Below are 18,726 nucleotides of genomic sequence, written 5' to 3'. Positions count from 1 at the left end.
CTTTATTATTTGCTAGGAGGAATAAATATGGCAATTTCAGCAAGCATGGTAAAAGAACTACGGGAAAAAACAGGCGCAGGGATGATGGACTGCAAAAAAGCATTGACAGAAACAAACGGAGACATTGAAAAAGCAATTGACTACTTGCGGGAAAAAGGAATGGCCAAAGCGGAGAAAAAAGCGGATCGGATAGCAGCGGAAGGCCTTGCTTCGGTTGTAAGTGAAGGAAATAAGGCGGTCATTGTAGAAGTAAATGCAGAAACGGATTTTGTTGCGAAAAATGAAAACTTCCAAGCGTTAGTGCAAACGATTGCTAAACATTTACTAGCGACAGCTCCGAAAAATACGGAAGAAGCGCTACAAAGCAAGATGGATGACGGCACACTTGAAGACTATATTAATAGCCAAATTGCAAAAATCGGAGAAAAAATTTCTCTTCGCCGCTTTGAAGTAGTGGAGAAAAGCGACAACGCCGCATTTGGTACGTACCTTCACATGGGGGGCCGCATAGGCGTTCTCACGGTACTTGAAGGAACAACAGATGAAGAAGTGGCCAAAGATGTAGCGATGCATGTTGCTGCCATCAATCCAAAATATGTCTCTCGGGAAGAAGTGCCGGAAGAAGAAGCGAACCGGGAGCGGGAAGTATTGAAACAGCAAGCGTTGAATGAAGGAAAACCGGAAAAAATTGTGGAAAAAATGGTGGAAGGCCGTATGAACAAGTTCTTTGAACAAGTGTGCTTACTTGATCAAGAATTCGTCAAAGATAGCGATCAAAAAGTAGGAAAATATGTAAAAAGTAAAGGCGCTTCCGTGAAGTCCTTTGTACGTTATGAAGTCGGCGAAGGAATGGAAAAACGCGAAGAAAATTTCGCGGATGAAGTAGCTTCACAAATGAAAAAATAACAAACGTGACAAGGGCTCGAAGGCGGAGCTGCTCAAACGCCTGAAATCTCTTTTGAGCAGTTCTTTAGCCCTTTCTTTTTATGGAAAATTCTAGCGGAAAATGAAGTCACTTTTTCATCAAAGAGAGGGAGGTACAGAGTAGTGAGCAAATATCGTCGCGTTGTATTAAAATTAAGTGGGGAAGCATTGGCAGGAAGGCAAGGATATGGTATTTCTCCAGATGTAATCCAATCGGTTGCTTTGCAAATTAAGGAAATTGTAGAATTAGGAGTAGAAGTGGCTGTCGTTGTTGGTGGTGGCAATATTTGGCGTGGTATGGCAGGCAGTGCGAAAGGAATGGACCGAGCAACAGCCGATTATATGGGGATGTTAGCGACGGTAATGAACTCGCTTGCTCTACAAGATAGTTTAGAAAAAAATAACGTGGAAACTCGAGTTCAAACATCCATAGAAATGAGACAAGTGGCAGAGCCATACATACGTCGAAAAGCGATTCGCCACTTGGAAAAAAAGCGTGTCGTTATTTTTGCTGCAGGAACAGGAAATCCTTACTTTTCAACAGATACAACTGCTGCGCTTAGGGCTGCTGAAATAGAAGCAGAAGTGATTTTAATGGCGAAAAACAAAGTGGATGGTGTTTATGATAAAGACCCTTCCATCGACCGAGATGCTAAAAAATACCGTGAATTAACGTATTTAGATTTATTGAATGATGGGCTCGGTGTCATGGATTATACTGCTTCTACATTATGTATGGACAATAATATTCCACTTTTAGTATTCTCTATCATGGAAGAAGGAAATATTAAAAAAGCAGTGCTAGGAGAAGAAATTGGAACGATTGTAAGGGGGAATGATTGAATGCCGAATCAACTGCTTCAAGATGCAGACGAAAAAATGAAAAAGTCCATTGAGGCCCTATATAAAGAGCTTGGAACATTGCGGGCAGGTAGAGCAAACCCGGCCATGCTCGATAAAGTGATGGTAAATTATTACGGAGCAGCCACTCCGCTGAATCAATTGGCGACCATTGCAGTACCCGAAGCGCGCTTATTAGTTGTGACCCCTTTTGACAAATCATCCATCGGTGAGATTGAAAAAGCGATTCAAAAAGCGGATCTTGGTTTAACACCTAACAATGACGGCGATGTCATCCGAATTCAAATTCCGGCACTGACGGAAGAGCGTCGGAAAGAAATTGTCAAACTGGTGAATAAATATGCAGAAGAGGCGCGAGTAGCGGTACGAAATGTTCGCCGAGAGACGAATGATGAATTAAAGAAAAAAGAAAAAGAGGGAGAAATTACAGAGGACGAATTACGTCGTTATCAAGATGAAGTCCAACAAATTACCGACAAAAACATTGACACGATTAATCAAGCAGCAGAAGATAAAGAAAAAGAAATTATGGAAGTTTAATGTAAATCAAGGTACAATAAGAGCATGCTGATAAAACCCTCTTCGCTGAAAAGAGGGTTTTTTTGCACCATGGATGAACAAATTCAAGATTGTAAAGGTTGGTGCACGTATGGTCATGGAGCGATTTTTTCACACGAAGAAACCAGAACATACAAAGAATGAACAGTTATTAGATATAGAAAAAATTCCTGCTCATATTGCAATCATCATGGACGGAAATGGTCGCTGGGCGCAAAAAAAAGGTCTTCCCCGCGTTGCAGGTCACCGTGAAGGAATGAAAGTGATTCACAAAATTGTCGAAAAAGCAAACGACCTACAAGTGAAGTATCTAACTTTATATGCATTTTCTACGGAAAATTGGAAAAGGCCGAAAAGTGAAGTGGATTTTTTAATGCGCCTTCCTGAACAGTTCCTTCATAAAGAGTTGCCGAAACTAAAGAAAAACAATGTCCAAGTGAGGATTATGGGAGATCAATCCCTTTTACCTGCACATACGTTAAAAGCAGTGAACAAAGCAGTGACAGAGACGAAAAATAATAACGGTCTCATCTTAAACTTTGCGCTCAATTATGGAGGGCGACGAGAAATAAGTGAAGCATTAAAAAACATCGTTAAAAAAGTAGAAGAGGGTTCGCTTCATTCCTCTGACATTAATGAACAAGTCATTGAATCGCACTTATTAAGTAAAGGACTGCCTGACCCTGATTTACTCATTCGGACGAGTGGTGAAAAACGTCTAAGCAACTTCATGCTCTGGCAATTAGCTTATAGTGAATTTTGGTTTACAGATGTATTATGGCCGGATTTTAAAGCGGAAGATTTTGTGGAGGCGATTCTTATATATCAACAACGACAAAGGCGATATGGTGGCGTATAATAGATGGGGGATAAACGATGAAGGAACGGGTTATTACAGGGTTTTTCGGTGCATTATTTTTACTGAGCGTCGTCTACATTGGTGGTTACGTATTTACAGGTGCGGTAATACTTATTGCAATCGTTGCCATGTATGAAACGTTACGTATGAAAGGGCTCCCGATCGTTTCTCCTATGAGTTTTATAGGAATGTTCATGATGATGGCGTTATTACTTCCGGACAATTGGTGGGAAAGTTGGAGCTGGTTCACTTCATGGGAATGGTTTGTCATCGGTGTTTTTTTACTGTTTCTCTGTACGGTACTTACAAAAAACTTTCGTACATATGATGACGCTGGTTTCGTGACGATTTCTGCCATTTATATAGGGTATGGGTTTCATCATCTCCTCGTGGCACGCGCTGTGGAGGAAACGGGATTTTTACTCGTATTACTCATTTTATTTCTCATTTGGTCTACTGATACAGGGGCCTATTTTGTTGGAAAAACGTGGGGAAGACGAAAACTTTGGCCGGCGATCAGTCCAAAAAAGACGCTGGAAGGCTCGATTGGCGGGATCGGCACAGCGCTCTTCGTTGGCATTTTGTTTTATTCCTTTTTCCCATTATTCCCTTCTTTTTGGCAACTGCTGCTGTTCGTTTTCATCATATCCATATTTGGACAAGTTGGAGATTTAGTAGAATCAGCGTTAAAACGTCATGTTCAAGTAAAGGATTCAGGTACCATTTTACCAGGTCATGGAGGCATTTTAGATCGTTTTGATAGTTTATTGTTTGTCATGCCCATTCTTTATTTCTTCCAACTGCTCGGATAAACGTGTCATTTTATATGTAAAAGGAGTATATGAATGAAAAACATAGCTTTAATTGGCTCCACTGGTTCGATCGGAGTTCAAACGTTAGAGGTCATTCGCGAACATCCCGATCGTTTTCGGCTCGTAGCAATGGCTGCAGGTAGAAATATTGATTTACTCATTGAACAAGTGAAAGAATTTCAACCTCAAATCGTTTCGGTGGCGAACGAAGAAGATGTGTCCACTATTCAACAACTATTTGGAGATCGTGTGCAAGTCTATTTTGGCGCGGAAGGTCTTTGTGAAGTCGCTGTACATAAGGATGCTACATTTTTAATGAATGCCGTCGTTGGCAGTCTCGGTTTGATTCCAACCCTTGAAGCGATCAAGGAAGGAAAAGATATTGGGATTGCCAATAAAGAAACGCTTGTGACAGCCGGGCATATCGTCACGTCGATGGCAAAAGAATATAACGTGCAATTGCTTCCGGTAGATAGTGAACATTCGGCTATTTTTCAATCGTTACAAGGAAATCGGAAAGAAGATATCGAGCGTTTAATTTTAACCGCTTCCGGGGGGAGTTTTCGTGATCGCACCCGGGAAGAGTTAGTCGGTGTGACGGTGAGCGAAGCATTAAATCACCCGAATTGGAACATGGGAGCAAAGATTACGATTGATTCAGCAACCATGATGAATAAAGGTTTAGAAGTGATCGAAGCCCATTGGTTGTTTGATATACCTTTTGACAAGATAGATGTCGTTATTCATAAAGAAAGCATTATTCACTCCCTCGTAGAATATTGTGATAAAAGCGTCATTGCTCAACTGGGCACGCCTAATATGAAGTTGCCAATTGCCTATGCGATGTCTTATCCGGAAAGGCTTGAATTCAACCAAGAAAAAGCGTTAAACTTATGGGAAATAGGGACACTACATTTTGAAAAACCCGATGTCGAACGGTTTCGCTGTTTACAATTTGCATATGAAGCAGGACGCATCGGAGGAACGATGCCAACGGTGTTAAATGCGGCGAACGAAGAAGCAACGAAACATTTCTTAGAAGGGAACATCGAATTCTTGTCCATTGAAGAACATATCGAAAAAGCGCTAGAACGTCACGAAGTCATTTCTCACCCATCCCTTGATCATATTCTCGAGGTGGACAAGGAAACCCGGGCGTTCGTTCGATCTCGAATAGAGTAAAGGTGGGGAAACTGTGAATACGTTAATCGCGATTATTATCATTTTTGGCGTCCTTGTCGCTGTGCATGAATGGGGCCACTTGTATTTTGCAAAAAAAGCAGGTATTCTTTGTCGAGAATTTGCGATAGGTTTTGGACCAAAAGTGTTTTCCACAAAGAAAAATGAAACGGTATATACGATCCGTTTATTACCGCTCGGTGGTTTCGTTCGTATGGCAGGAGAAGATCCGGAACTTGTTCAAATTAAACCCGGTTACAAAATCGGTCTATTATTTAACGAGCATGGAAAAGTAAGGGAAATTATCGTCAACAATAAATCGAAATATCCGGATGCAAAAATCGTTTCCGTGGAAAGAATCGATCTGGAAAAGCAATTAAAAATTGATGCATATACCGAGGATGAAGAAGGTCTTGTCACGTATCAAGTGGATGAGCAGTGCGATCTCGTCGTCGATGAAAAAAGAGAACAAATTGCCCCTTTAGATAGACAATTCCAATCGAAAAAGCCGTGGCAAAAAGCAATGGCTATTTTTGCCGGACCGTTAATGAACTTTGTATTGGCTTTTGTTATTTTACTCGGTTTCGGTTTGGTGAATGGGGTGCCGCAAGATAATGCGGTCATTGGAGAACTGACGGAAAACAGTCCTGCGGCGGAGGCTGGTTTACAAGAAGGGGATGAAGTTGTTGCCATCAACGGCGAGCGAGTCTCCGATTGGGAAGAGATGACGATGACGATTCGCGCCCATCCGAATGAAGACATGACGTTTGATATACGGCGGGGCGAAGAGTCGTTATCGCTATCCGTGACAACGACTTCTCGCTACGATGAGTTCTCTGAGTCTGAAATCGGTATGATTGGGGTTGTCCGTAATATCGAATATTCCCCGATCCAAGCCATTATTTATGCCGGAGAAGAAATTTATCGTGTTAGCATGCTCATTTTTGATGTGTTAGGGCTCATTATTACAGGAGAATTTTCGTTAGATTATTTAGCAGGACCCGTCGGTATTTATAATTACACAGGAGAAGCGGCAGCGCTTGGAATGGCAGTCCTTATTCAATGGGCAGCGATGTTAAGTATCAACTTAGGAATTGTCAACTTATTGCCTTTACCGGCATTGGATGGTGGACGACTGCTCTTTATTTTTGCGGAAGTGATTCGCGGGAAACCGGTGGATCCAGAAAAAGAAAGCATGGTACATTTTATCGGTTTTGCGCTTTTGTTTTTGCTCATGCTCGTCGTGACGTGGAATGATATCAACAAATTTTTTATGTAAATGAAAAAGTTGAAATAAGAGAGGGTTAAAGGAATGAGACAAGCACAATTTTTTAGTCCAACGAGAAGAGACATCCCGCAAGGAGCAGAAATTGCGAGCCATCAGCTCATGTTACGGGCTGGACTTATTCGTCAAACTGCTGCTGGAGTCTATTCTTATCTACCATTAGGGTTAAAAGTATTAAAAAAAGTAGAGAACATCATTAAAGAAGAAATGGACCGCGCCGGGGCACAACAGTTACTCATGCCTGCGGTGCAACCTGCTGAATTATGGGAAGAGTCCGGGCGACTTTCCGATTACGGTCCGGAACTGATGCGACTAAAAGATCGTCATGGCCGTGACTTTGTCCTTGGTCCGACCCATGAAGAAGTGATTACGAGCCTCGTTCGCGATGAATTAAATAGCTATAAAAAATTACCGGTGAATCTCTATCAAATTCAAACAAAATACCGGGATGAGCGTCGCCCGCGTTTTGGAGTCTTTCGTTCTCGGGAATTCTTGATGAAAGATGCCTATTCTTTCGATGTAGACGAAGGAGGGTTAGATAAAAGTTATCAGCAGATGTATGAAGCATACAAGCGAATTTTTACGCGCTGCGGTCTGAACTTTCGGGCCGTACAAGCAGATGCGGGAGCGATTGGTGGAACGGGAGCCACCCATGAATTTATGGTGCTATCTGACGTCGGAGAAGATACGATCGCTTACTCTGATACTTCCGACTATGCAGCCAACATTGAAATCGCGAAAGTGGTCGACATGTATGAAAAAGCGCCCGAACCGCAAAAAGCAATGGAAAAGATTGATACGCCAGGTGTGAAAACAATCGATGAATTAACTTCGTATTTATCGATTGATCCGAAGCAATTATTGAAATCTGTTCTATTTATTGCCGATGACGAACCGGTTCTTGTCGTTTGTCGTGGCGACCATGAAGTAAACGACGTCAAAGTAGCAAACGCTTGTCAAGTGAGCGCCGTACGCCTAGCAGAACCAGAGGAAATTGAAGCAATCATGGGTGCTTCTGCCGGCTTTATTGGTCCTATCGGGGTGAGTGAGAACGTGAAAGTTCTCGTCGACCAAGCGGTCAAAACTGTTTCTGATGGCGTCTGTGGTGCCAACATGAATGATGTTCATTATCAACACGTCTATCCAACGAGAGACTTTCCGGTGGAAGCTTATGGAGACTACCGCTTCATTCAAGAAGGAGATCCTTCTCCGGATGGCAAAGGGAACATTCGTTTTGCGAAAGGAATTGAAGTAGGACACGTCTTTAAATTAGGCACCAAGTATAGCGAAGCGATGAACGCGCATTACTTGGATGAAAACGGCCGCGAAAAACCGCTTGTCATGGGTTGTTACGGGATTGGTGTGAGCCGAACCGTTGCTGCTATTATCGAACAACATCACGATGAACATGGTATTATTTGGCCAACAGCAGTAGCGCCTTTCGATATTCACCTTCTCATTTTGAACACGAAAAATGATGAACAAACACAATTAGGTGAACAGATATATCAAGAATTACAACAACACGGCTATGACGTGCTATTAGATGATCGGAAAGAACGCGCCGGCGTGAAGTTTCATGATGCCGATTTGTTTGGTCTTCCTGTTCGTATCACGGTCGGTAAAAAAGCAAAAGACGGTATCGTTGAAGTGAAAACCCGTCGTCAAAGACAAGTAGAGGAAGTTCCTGTGGGTGATTTACCATCCTATCTTGTCACATTGTTTGAACAAATCGATTCATAGTTCAGGCTGTTTCCTTGGAAACAGTCTTTCTCATGGATTGGGAAGAGGAGGCTTCGGTATGCAGAAGGAAGAAGATATTCGCCGTGAGCGGTTTGCTCTCTTGATGCAGCAAATTGGTCTGGATTCCTCCGTTCATCAGGAGTATTTTAAAGAGGGGAAAATTCGGAAGTTATCTATCTGGAAACAGTCAAAAGTTTGGCACTTTGCTTTTGAATTTCCAAAACCGTTACCTTTTCAAGCCTTTCAAGCTTTAAAAGAGCGGTTACCGGCGGCTTTTCAACAAATTGCCAAGGTGGAGTTTTCACTTACTTATTTGGATGGGTCACTTTCTCTCGATGAAGTGCCTCTCTATTGGGAAACATTGATTCAGCGCTTAAACGAAGTTAGTTTACCGCTTCGTCACTATTTGCTGAAAAATCCTCCGGAAAGAGTGAATGATTCCCTTATTGTTATTTGTCGCAATGAAGCCGAAGCACAGGCGATGGAAAAGCGTTGCCTCCCGCAATTGCAACAAGAAATGACAAAACTCGGTTTTTCCACCGTCTCTCTGCGCACAAAAGTTGCTCCTTCCAAAGAAGCGATGGCGCAATTTGAAGAGAAAAAATTAGCAGAAGACCGTTCGAAAATGATTGAAGCCATGATGGAAAAAGAAAAACAAGCGAAAAAACAAAAAGAAAACGACGAGAACAATACTTTACGCATCGGGTACCCTATCAAAGAAGATCCTGTGCCGCTAAAAGACATCCAAGACGAAGAGCGGAGAGTGACGATTCAAGGATACGTGTTTGATGCGGAAACGAAAGAACTACGAAGTGGTCGTACGTTACTCACTTTCAAAATCACCGATTATACCGATTCCATCATGGTGAAAATGTTTTCTCGTGATAAAGAAGATATTCCGCAATTAGAAAGAGTGAAAAAAGGTATGTGGCTGCGATGCCGGGGCGGGATACAAAACGACACGTTTGTACGAGATTTAGTGATGATTGCCAATGACATCGAGGAAATCCAACCAGAAGTTCGCATAGATGAAGCGGAAGAAAAACGAGTAGAACTCCATGCTCATACGACAATGAGTCAAATGGACGCCACCGCATCTGCCAGTGAATATGTTGAAAAAGCAGCAGCGTGGGGGCACGAGGCAATCGCCATTACCGACCACGGTGTCGTGCAAGCTTTTCCAGAAGCATATAAAGCGGCGAAAAAGCACAATATCAAAGTGATATACGGAATGGAAGCCTATCTTGTTGATGATGGAGTTCCTATTGCGTATAACGAAACGAAGCGAGAACTACGCGATGCAACTTATGTCGTTTTCGACGTGGAAACGACCGGCCTTTCCGTCATTTACGATAAAATTATTGAAATTGCTGCGGTGAAAATAAAAGGCGGGGAAATCATTGATCGTTTTGAATCTTTTGTCAATCCACATGAGAAACTGTCAGATACGATTATTGATTTAACTGGTATTACCGATGATATGGTACAAGATGCGCCGGAAGTAGAAGAAGTGTTAAAAGATTTTCAAACTTTTACCGGGGATGCGATTTTGGCAGCTCACAACGCCAGCTTTGATATGGGCTTTTTAAACGAAGGATACAAAAGAGCACAGTTACCAATCGCTAAAAATCCGGTCATCGATACGCTGGAATTGGGGCGCTTTTTATATCCACAGTTTAAAAACCATCGTTTAAACACGTTATGTAAGGCGTTTGATATTGAACTTGTCAGCCATCACCGGGCCATTTACGATGCGGAAGCAACTGGTTATCTCCTTTGGAAAATGATTACGGATGCCGCTGAAAAAGGTCTACATCGCCACTACGAGTTAAATCATAATATGGGAAAAGGAGATTTTCATCGGATTCGACCAAGCCATTGCACGTTGCTTGCGATGAATCAAACGGGATTGAAAAACTTATATAAACTCGTTTCACTTTCTCACATTGAATACTTTTATCGCACTCCTCGTATTCCGCGCTCCAAACTGGTGGAGCATCGCGAAGGATTGTTGGTCGGTTCCGCTTGTGATCAAGGGGAAGTTTTTGAAACGATGATGCAAAAGACATGGGATGACGCAAAAAAGGCTGCGGAGTTTTATGACTATTTAGAAGTCCAACCTCCTGAAAACTATGCCCATCTCGTAGAAAAAGAATTAGTGAGAGATGAAGATGCGATTTTACAAATCATTCAAAAGATCATCCAGCTCGGAGAAGAATTAGATAAACCCGTTGTGGCCACGGGGAATGCCCACTATATTGAACCAGAAGACCATATTTACCGGAAAATTTTAATCGCATCTCAAGGCGGAGCAAATCCATTAAACCGTCAAACCCAGCCGCCTGTACATTTGAAGACGACAAATGAAATGTTAGAAAGTTTTTCTTTTCTAGACGAATCCATTCGAAAGCGAATCGTTATTGACGAACCAAGGGCATTAGCCAACCGGATTGAAGAAGTGGCTCCGGTGCCGGATGAGTTATACACACCAAATATTGACGGAGCTGATGAAGAAATACGGAAGATGAGTTATGAACGGGCCAAATCGATCTATGGCGACCCGCTTCCGGAAATTGTTGAAAAACGATTGGAAAAAGAACTAAAGAGCATTATCGGACACGGCTTTGCGGTCATTTATCTCATCTCTCATAAGCTCGTGAAAAAATCGTTAATGGATGGTTATTTAGTAGGGTCACGAGGTTCGGTCGGGTCTTCTTTTGTTGCTACAATGACCGAAATTACCGAAGTCAATCCGCTTCCACCTCATTACGTTTGTCCAAACTGTCAACATTCTTACTTTTTTGATGACGGATCGGTTGGCTCTGGTTTTGACTTACCGGATAAACATTGTGAGAAATGCAATACCCCATATGTGAAAGATGGACAAGACATTCCTTTTGAAACGTTTTTAGGGTTTAAAGGAGACAAAGTACCGGATATTGATTTAAATTTTTCTGGGGACTATCAACCAAAAGCTCATCAGTACACGAAAGAGCTATTTGGAGAAGAAAAAGTGTATCGTGCCGGTACGATCGGAACAGTGGCGGAAAAAACTGCATATGGATTTGTGAAAGGGTATCAAAACGATCATGATATTCATTTCCGAAGTGCGGAAGTGGATCGTCTCGTTGCTGGTTGTACTGGCGCGAAGCGAACGACTGGACAACATCCTGGTGGAATCATTGTTGTTCCGGAGGAATATGATATTCATGATTTTTGCCCGATTCAATATCCAGCCGATGATAAAGAAGCGGAATGGAAAACGACTCATTTTGATTTCCATTCCATTGATGATAATCTGTTAAAATTAGACATACTTGGTCATGATGATCCAACTGTCATTCGTATGCTGCAAGATTTAAGTGGAATCGATCCGAGCACCATTCCAGTGGACGACAAAAAAGTAATGGAAATTTTTAAAGGTCCGGAAGTGCTTGGCGTCACCTCGGAGCAAATTATGTGTAAAACCGGGACTTACGGCATTCCGGAGTTCGGCACTCGTTTTGTTCGCCAAATGTTAGAGGAGACAAAACCGAGCACGTTTTCGGAACTCGTCCAAATTTCGGGGCTTTCTCACGGGGCAGATGTTTGGCTTGGTAATGCGCAAGAATTGATTCAAAGCGGAACATGTGAACTGAAAGATGTCATCGGTTGTCGCGATGATATCATGGTCTATTTAATTTATAAAGGACTGGATCATTCCCTTGCGTTTAAAATTATGGAATTCGTTCGGAAAGGTCGAGGGCTCGAGCCGGAATGGATTGAAGAGATGAAAAAGCATGACGTTCCTGATTGGTACATCGAATCTTGTTTGAAGATCAAATATATGTTCCCGAAAGCCCATGCGGCAGCATACGTCCTGATGGCAGTGCGCATCGCTTATTTTAAAGTGTATTACCCTATTTTGTTTTATGCTTCTTATTTTACAGTGCGAGCGGATGATTTTGATCTCGATACAATGATTAAAGGTTCCTCAGCGATACGAGCAAAAATTGAAGAGATTTATGCAAAAGGAATGGAAGCTTCGCCGAAAGAAAAAAATTTAGTCGTCGTCCTTGAATTAGCATTGGAAATGTGTGAACGAGGATTTTCATTTCAAAAAGTGGATCTTTATCGCTCTCAGGCGACGGAATTTATTGTGGATGGTGATACATTAATTCCTCCCTTTAGCGCTTTAGATGGGGTAGGAGTGAACGCAGCTAAAAACATTGTGAAAGCCCGGGAAGAGGGAGAGTTTTTGTCGAAGGAAGATTTACAAGAAAGAAGTCGTGCTACGAAAACAGTGATCGAACATTTAGAACGACACGGATGTCTCGACGGTCTTCCGGACTCGAACCAACTTTCTCTGTTTTAGGTCATTTTCTTCTTCCTTGCAATCACGAAGATAGTGTGGTAGTCTTTTCCGTGGATACTTCGTTCGTATATGTATGTCGAAAAAGAGTGGGTCTACACCCACTCTTTCTGTTGTTCGTGATGAATTCATAGAAAAAGTGTACTATTGGGAACAATATAGGAAACATACGTTAAATGACACATTGTGACGGTCGATAAAAACAGGTATGGCAATAGGAGGGATGACGATGAGTCAAAGAATAAAGGATATCGCGGCACAATTAGCAGAGCCGATTGTAACTCGGATGAATTTAGAATTAGTGGACGTCGAATATAAAAAAGAAGGAAAAAATTGGTTTCTTCGCGTGTTTATTGATGGAGAAAATGGAGTGGACATTCTTGATTGTGAAAAAGTAAGCGAAGCATTAAGCGCAAAGTTAGACGAATCCGATCCTATTCCAGGTGCTTATTATTTAGAAGTTTCCTCACCTGGGGCAGAGCGACCTTTAAAAACGGCGAAAGATATCGCTCGTTCGATTGGAAAATACGTGTATGTGACGACGTATGAACCGATAGATGGAGAAAAAGCTTTTGAAGGAACATTGCAAGATTTTGACGGAACAATTTTAACGGTGGAAGTGAAAGTAAAAGGGCGAGCGAAAACGGTGGAAATACCGTATGAAAAAGTGGCAAAAGCCAGGTTAGCGATACAATTTTAAGTGATATGGCGGATGAAAATGGGGGAATGAACGAAATGAATACTGATTTTTTAGATGCGTTAACCGCATTGGAGACGGATAAAGGAATAGAAAAAGAAGTGATTATTGAAGCGATCGAAGCGGCGTTAATTTCTGCTTATAAAAGGAACTTTAACCAAGCTCAAAATGTTCGAGTCGATATCGACCGTGACAGTGGAACCATTCGCGTGTTTGCGCGAAAAGAAGTAGTGGAAGAAGTATTTGATCCACGCCTGGAAATTTCATTAGAAGAAGCGCAACAAATGGATCCTAATTATGAGTTGGATGATGTAGTGGAATTGGAAGTGACTCCAAAAAACTTCGGGAGAATTGCAGCGCAAACCGCAAAACAAGTTGTCACACAACGAGTTCGAGAAGCAGAAAGAAGTATCATTTATTCAGAATTTATTGATCGAGAAGAAGACATAATGACAGGGATTGTACAAAGACAAGATCATCGTTTCATTTATGTCGATTTAGGAAAGGTAGAGGCACTTTTACCTCAAAGTGAACAGATGCCAAATGAAACGTATAAACATAATGATCGTATTAAAGCTTACATTACGAAAGTGGAAAAGACGACAAAGGGACCACAAATTCTTATCTCAAGAAGCCACCCCGGTTTGTTAAAACGTCTGTTTGAATTAGAAGTCCCAGAAATTTATGATGGCACTGTGGAAATTTTATCGGTAGCGAGAGAAGCGGGAGATCGTTCTAAAATTTCTGTGTATGCAGAAGACCCGGATGTTGATCCGGTCGGCGCATGTGTCGGACAACGAGGACAGCGAGTACAAGCGATTGTGGAAGAATTAAAAGGAGAAAAAATAGACATTGTCGAGTGGTCCGAAGACCCGGTGGAATATGTCTCTAATGCGCTAAGTCCAGCGGATGTGATCGATGTAATCGTCAATGAAGAAGACAAAAGTACCCAGGTTATTGTACCTGATGATCAATTGTCTCTTGCTATTGGAAAACGGGGACAAAATGCTCGATTGGCAGCGAAATTAACGGGATGGAAAATTGATATTAAAAGCGAAACAGAAGCGAAAGAACTTGGTTTGTTGGATGAAGCCGAAATGGAGAAAAGCGAGGAAAGCGTCAACGAAGAAGCTAGTCTAGATGAATAAATCATAAAGGGGAGAGAAGCGTTGAAACGTAAAAAGCCGATGCGAAAGTGTGTCGTAACTGGGGAAGTCAAAGAAAAGAAAGAATTATTGCGAGTGGTTCGAAGTCCGGAAGGGAAGGTCTTTGTGGATCCCACTGGCAAGAAAAACGGGCGCGGGGCCTATTTGACCAACAGTAAACAATGCTTTCTTCAGGCGAAAGAAGAAGATGCGCTTTCTCGTCATTTAAAAGTGAAACTAACCCCCGAAGATTACGATCGTCTTTGGGAAGAAGCGAAGGAAGTTATCCATGGATAAGTCACTCTATTCTTTCCTCGGGTTAGCTGCAAAAGCAGGTAAAGTGAAAACTGGAGAAGAATTGGTACTTAAACATATTCGCAATCAGACAGTTCATTTAGTACTTGTCGCAAATGATGCTTCCAAAAATACGATGAAAAAGATTTGTGATAAATCTAGCTATTATCAAGTCCCTTGCCGTGTAGTAGGAGAACGGGAAAAGCTCGGTTTGGCAATTGGGAAAAAAAGCCGGGTTGTCCTTGGAATTACGGACAAAGGCTTCGCAGAAAGGCTGATAACGATGCTAGATCAGTAGAAAGTGGAGGGAATGTTATGAAAAAAATGAGAGTGTACGAATATGCCAAATCAATTGATAAATCTAGTAAAGAAGTGGTGCAACAATTAAAAGAGATCGGCGTGAACGTTTCAAATCATATGTCCGTCATCGATGAAGAAGCGATTCAAAAGTTAGAAGGAAAAGGAAATAAACAAACAAAGAAAGAGGAAAAAATGACCAATCAAAAAAATAAAAAAGCAAAAGGAAAGAAACATAAAGGAAGCAAAGGAAGACGAGATCATCATTCAAAAAATGAAAGCAACACGGAAACACCTGAGAAAATCACGTATTCCGGAAGTCTCACCGTAGGAGAACTAGCCGAAAAGTTGAATAAAGACGCTTCAGAAATCATTAAAAAATTAATGTTTCTCGGTGTCATGGCGACAAAAAATGAAGACTTAGAAAAAGAGACGATTGAGTTAATTGCAGAAGATTATGGGGTAGAAGTAGAGGAAGAAGTCGTCATTGATGAATTAGACTTTGAATTACAAACAGAAGAAGATGATCCAAATGATTTAGAAGCTCGCCCGCCGGTCGTAACGATTATGGGGCATGTCGATCATGGAAAAACAACCCTGTTAGACTCCATTCGTCACACGAAAGTAACGGCCAAAGAAGCCGGTGGTATTACGCAACATATCGGGGCTTATCAAGTGGAAGCCAATGGAAAAAAAATAACGTTTCTTGATACTCCAGGACACGCTGCTTTTACGACGATGCGTGCTCGCGGGGCACAAGTGACGGATATTACAGTTCTTGTCGTTGCAGCGGACGACGGTGTGATGCCACAAACGAAAGAAGCGATTAACCATGCGAAAGCGGCGGAAGTACCAATTATTGTTGCTGTGAACAAAATGGATAAAGAAACAGCCAATCCGGATCGTGTCAAACAAGAGCTAATGGAATTCGGACTTGTGCCGGAAGATTGGGGCGGTGACACGATCTTCGTGAATGTCTCAGCGTTAAAAGGCGACGGAATCGACGATCTATTAGAAATGATACTTCTCGTTGCTGAAATTGAAGAATGGAAAGCAAATCCGAATAAACGGGCGCGAGGAACAGTAGTAGAAGCGGAACTTGATAAAGGCCGTGGTCCCGTTGCAACACTTCTCGTGCAAGAAGGAACGTTGCATGTCGGAGATCCGATTGTTGTCGGAAATACGTACGGTAAAATTCGTGCAATGGTCAATGATATGGGAAAAAGAGTGAAAGAAGCAGGACCATCGACACCGGTGGAGATTACTGGCTTAAATGACGTCCCACAAGCAGGCGATGCCTTTATCGTTTTTGAAGATGAAAAGAAAGCGCGTCAAATTGGAGAAAAAAGAAAAGAACGCGCCCGGGAAGAAGAGCGCAGCCAAACTGCCAAAGTGAACATTGACGACTTATTTAGTCAAATTCAAGAAGGGGATGTCAAAGAGATCAACGTCATCGTAAAAGCAGACGTGCAAGGTTCAGTGGAAGCGATGCGAGGCTCTCTTGAAAAAATTGATGTAGAAGGAGTCAAAATTAATATTATCCATGCGGGTGCTGGTGCGATTACTGAGTCCGATGTTATTTTAGCTTCCGCTTCCAATGCGCTCATTGTAGGATTCAACGTCCGACCAGATGCCAATGCGAAAAGAACCGCAGAAGCGGAAAAAGTGGATATTCGCTTATATCGCGTCATTTACGATGCATTAGAAGAAATAGAAGCAGCGATGAAAGGAATGCTTGATCCGGAATACGAAGAAAAAGTCATCGGTCAACTGGAAGTGCGACAATTGTTTAAAGTATCCCGAATCGGAACAATTGCCGGTAGTTATGTTTTGGAAGGAAAAATTACAAGAGACGCTTCCGTTCGTTTGATTCGTGATGGTGTTGTTGTCCATGAAGGAGAAATTAAGGCGTTAAAACGTTTTAAAGATGACGTAAGAGAAGTCCAAGCAGGGTATGAATGTGGTGTGACGTTAGAGAATTATAACGACATTAAAGAAGGGGATATTATCGAAGCCTACGTCATGGAGGAACGAAAACGAGTATGATCATTGGTGTCGTTCATTGTGAATGTTACTTGTACAACACTCATTCCTTAAAAGAAAAACGCTCTGTCATAAAAAGTATAATGACTAGATTAAAACAAACACTAAACGTAGCGGTTGCTGAAGTCGATTATCAAGAGCTTTGGCAAAGGACGACCATTTCTATCGTCACGATTAATAACAATCGAATTATTGCAGAAAAAGAACTTCAAAAAGCCCTTGCCCTCATTGATCGTACGGCCGAAATGGAGCGAATGACTACCGAGTATGAATGGCTATAAGGGGGACCCGCGATGAGTAATGTACGAAAAGAACGTGTTGGTGAACAAATGAAACAAGAACTCGCAGACATCGTTCGTCGCGAACTGAAAGATCCACGAATAGAATTTCTGACAATTACGGATGTGGAGGTAACTGGCGACCTCCAACAAGCGAAAGTGTTTATTACAGTATTAGGTGAAAAAAAGGAACAAGAAGAAACATTACAAGCACTAAATAAGGCCAAGGGCTTTATCCGAAGTGAAATTGGGAAACGAATGACCATTCGAAAAGTTCCCGAATTAGAGTTTCATTTTGATGAATCGATTGACTACGGTTATCGCATTGAAAAACTATTAAAAGAAATCAATGAAAACGAGTCATAGAAATCTCCGATGGAGCTGTCACTGAAACAGGAAGAGGTGTGGCTACCTTGAAACATCCTGTTTCAAGACAGCTTTTTACGTGATATGAGAAAAAGGTGGTTACATATGCATCATGGTGTTCTCCCACTATATAAGCCAAAAGGAATGACTTCTCACGATTGTGTGATGAAAATTCGCCGTCTTTTTCAAACGAAAAAAGTAGGTCATACAGGAACATTAGATCCGGAAGTAGACGGGGTTTTACCGATTTGTATTGGAAGAGGAACGAAAATTGCTTCCTATTTAACCGAAGCACCGAAAACGTATGAAGGCGAAGTCACCCTTGGCATATCTACCACAACAGAAGATAAAGATGGAGAGGTTGTTCATCGTAAACAAGTAACAGCTCCCTTCCCCCGAGATGATATTCGGCGCGTTTTACATTCGTTTCTCGGAAAACAAACGCAAACTCCGCCAAAATATTCGGCAATGAAAGTGAAGGGGAGGAAATTGTACGAATATGCACGGCTAGGAGTGGAGGTAGAACGTCCGAAAAAAGAGATTTATATTTATGACATCTCTCTCCATGAAGAGACGATTCGTTTCACTGAGAACACGTTTTCTTTTCGTTTTACGGTGACATGTAGTAAAGGGACATATATTCGCACATTATCTACCGATATAGGACGCAAACTGGGATATCCGGCCCATATGTCCGATTTAACCCGCATAAAATCAGCTTCTTTTACGATAGATGAATGTCTTACTTTTACTGAACTCGAAGAAATGAAAAAAAATGGAATATTGCATGAATCAATTCGACCTCTGAAAGCGGCTTTGCCTCATTTACCGCATATTGAAGCAGATGATGAATTATTAAATAAAATTCGACACGGCCAAGTACTGCCGGCTTGGGAATCACTTCCTTCTTGTTTTTTGTTTGTTTATGACGGGAAGGCCCTTGCTGTTTATGAGCAACATCCAAGAAAAGATGGGTACATAAAACCAAAAACGATGTTAATCGTCCCAGAGGAAGGATAAAAAATGTAAAGATG

Annotated in this window: 17 protein-coding genes; all 17 read left to right on the top strand. The window is 41.8% G+C overall.

Annotation, left to right across the window (positions count from 1 at the left end; translation table 11 throughout):
* The first annotated feature begins 27 nt into the window (after nucleotides 1-27).
* The 17 genes from tsf (at nucleotide 28) to truB (ending at nucleotide 18,712) form a co-directional block, all read left to right on the top strand.
* On the top strand, nucleotides 28-906 hold the full coding sequence (gene tsf, locus GJS40_RS11375; RefSeq protein ID WP_270897976.1) for a translation elongation factor Ts: 879 nt from the start codon (nucleotides 28-30) through the stop codon (nucleotides 904-906).
* Nucleotides 907-1,047: 141 nt separating this feature from the next.
* Nucleotides 1,048-1,767 carry a UMP kinase gene (pyrH, locus tag GJS40_RS11370; RefSeq protein ID WP_270897975.1) on the top strand — a complete coding sequence of 240 codons (720 nt, stop codon included), beginning with the start codon at nucleotides 1,048-1,050 and terminating at the stop codon, nucleotides 1,765-1,767.
* A complete protein-coding gene (gene frr / locus GJS40_RS11365; protein WP_270897974.1) occupies nucleotides 1,768-2,325 on the top strand; it encodes a ribosome recycling factor in 558 nt (185 codons plus the stop codon).
* Between the two features lie 73 nt (nucleotides 2,326-2,398).
* Nucleotides 2,399-3,202, top strand: coding sequence for an isoprenyl transferase (locus GJS40_RS11360; protein WP_270897973.1), 804 nt, complete (start codon nucleotides 2,399-2,401; stop codon nucleotides 3,200-3,202).
* 17 nt (nucleotides 3,203-3,219) lie between these two features.
* Complete coding sequence (locus GJS40_RS11355; RefSeq protein WP_270897972.1) at nucleotides 3,220-4,014, top strand: phosphatidate cytidylyltransferase; 795 nt, start codon at nucleotides 3,220-3,222, stop codon at nucleotides 4,012-4,014.
* Nucleotides 4,015-4,047: 33 nt separating this feature from the next.
* On the top strand, nucleotides 4,048-5,196 hold the full coding sequence (locus tag GJS40_RS11350) for a 1-deoxy-D-xylulose-5-phosphate reductoisomerase (RefSeq protein ID WP_270897971.1): 1,149 nt from the start codon (nucleotides 4,048-4,050) through the stop codon (nucleotides 5,194-5,196).
* Nucleotides 5,197-5,209: 13 nt separating this feature from the next.
* Entirely contained in the window at nucleotides 5,210-6,472 is a 1,263-nt protein-coding gene (rseP, locus tag GJS40_RS11345; protein ID WP_270897970.1) for an RIP metalloprotease RseP, read from the top strand.
* A gap of 33 nt (nucleotides 6,473-6,505) precedes the next feature.
* Nucleotides 6,506-8,221 (top strand): proline--tRNA ligase, encoded by a 1,716-nt coding sequence (locus tag GJS40_RS11340; RefSeq protein ID WP_270897969.1) that lies wholly within the window; start codon nucleotides 6,506-6,508, stop codon nucleotides 8,219-8,221.
* 58 nt (nucleotides 8,222-8,279) lie between these two features.
* Complete coding sequence (locus tag GJS40_RS11335; RefSeq protein WP_270897968.1) at nucleotides 8,280-12,575, top strand: PolC-type DNA polymerase III; 4,296 nt, start codon at nucleotides 8,280-8,282, stop codon at nucleotides 12,573-12,575.
* Between the two features lie 226 nt (nucleotides 12,576-12,801).
* Nucleotides 12,802-13,272 carry a ribosome maturation factor RimP gene (gene rimP, locus GJS40_RS11330; protein ID WP_270897967.1) on the top strand — a complete coding sequence of 157 codons (471 nt, stop codon included), beginning with the start codon at nucleotides 12,802-12,804 and terminating at the stop codon, nucleotides 13,270-13,272.
* A 35-nt stretch (nucleotides 13,273-13,307) separates the two neighbouring features.
* On the top strand, nucleotides 13,308-14,417 hold the full coding sequence (nusA, locus tag GJS40_RS11325) for a transcription termination factor NusA (protein ID WP_270897966.1): 1,110 nt from the start codon (nucleotides 13,308-13,310) through the stop codon (nucleotides 14,415-14,417).
* Nucleotides 14,418-14,438: 21 nt separating this feature from the next.
* Entirely contained in the window at nucleotides 14,439-14,711 is a 273-nt protein-coding gene (gene rnpM, locus GJS40_RS11320; protein ID WP_270897965.1) for an RNase P modulator RnpM, read from the top strand.
* On the top strand, nucleotides 14,704-15,006 hold the full coding sequence (locus GJS40_RS11315; protein ID WP_270897964.1) for a YlxQ family RNA-binding protein: 303 nt from the start codon (nucleotides 14,704-14,706) through the stop codon (nucleotides 15,004-15,006). Before rnpM ends, GJS40_RS11315 begins: the two co-directional genes overlap by 8 nt.
* A 17-nt stretch (nucleotides 15,007-15,023) precedes the next feature.
* Nucleotides 15,024-17,051, top strand: a complete 2,028-nt coding sequence (infB, locus tag GJS40_RS11310) for a translation initiation factor IF-2 (protein ID WP_270897963.1) — start codon at nucleotides 15,024-15,026, stop codon at nucleotides 17,049-17,051.
* The gene (locus tag GJS40_RS11305; protein ID WP_270897962.1) at nucleotides 17,048-17,329 is read left to right on the top strand and encodes a DUF503 domain-containing protein; all 282 of its coding nucleotides are present in this window, start codon (nucleotides 17,048-17,050) and stop codon (nucleotides 17,327-17,329) included. The genes infB and GJS40_RS11305 overlap by 4 nt, the downstream gene beginning before the upstream one ends.
* 12 nt (nucleotides 17,330-17,341) lie before the next feature.
* Nucleotides 17,342-17,692 carry a 30S ribosome-binding factor RbfA gene (gene rbfA, locus GJS40_RS11300; protein WP_270897961.1) on the top strand — a complete coding sequence of 117 codons (351 nt, stop codon included), beginning with the start codon at nucleotides 17,342-17,344 and terminating at the stop codon, nucleotides 17,690-17,692.
* A 105-nt stretch (nucleotides 17,693-17,797) separates the two neighbouring features.
* On the top strand, nucleotides 17,798-18,712 hold the full coding sequence (gene truB / locus GJS40_RS11295; protein WP_270897960.1) for a tRNA pseudouridine(55) synthase TruB: 915 nt from the start codon (nucleotides 17,798-17,800) through the stop codon (nucleotides 18,710-18,712).
* The last annotated feature ends 14 nt before the right edge of the window (nucleotides 18,713-18,726 follow it).

It is taken from the genome of Aliibacillus thermotolerans, assembly GCF_027853235.1.
In the GTDB taxonomy this organism is placed as follows: Bacteria; Bacillota; Bacilli; order Bacillales; family Marinococcaceae; genus Aliibacillus; species Aliibacillus thermotolerans.
The sequence above is the reverse complement of the archived record's forward strand: the minus strand, read 5'-3'. Positions and strand labels throughout refer to the sequence as shown.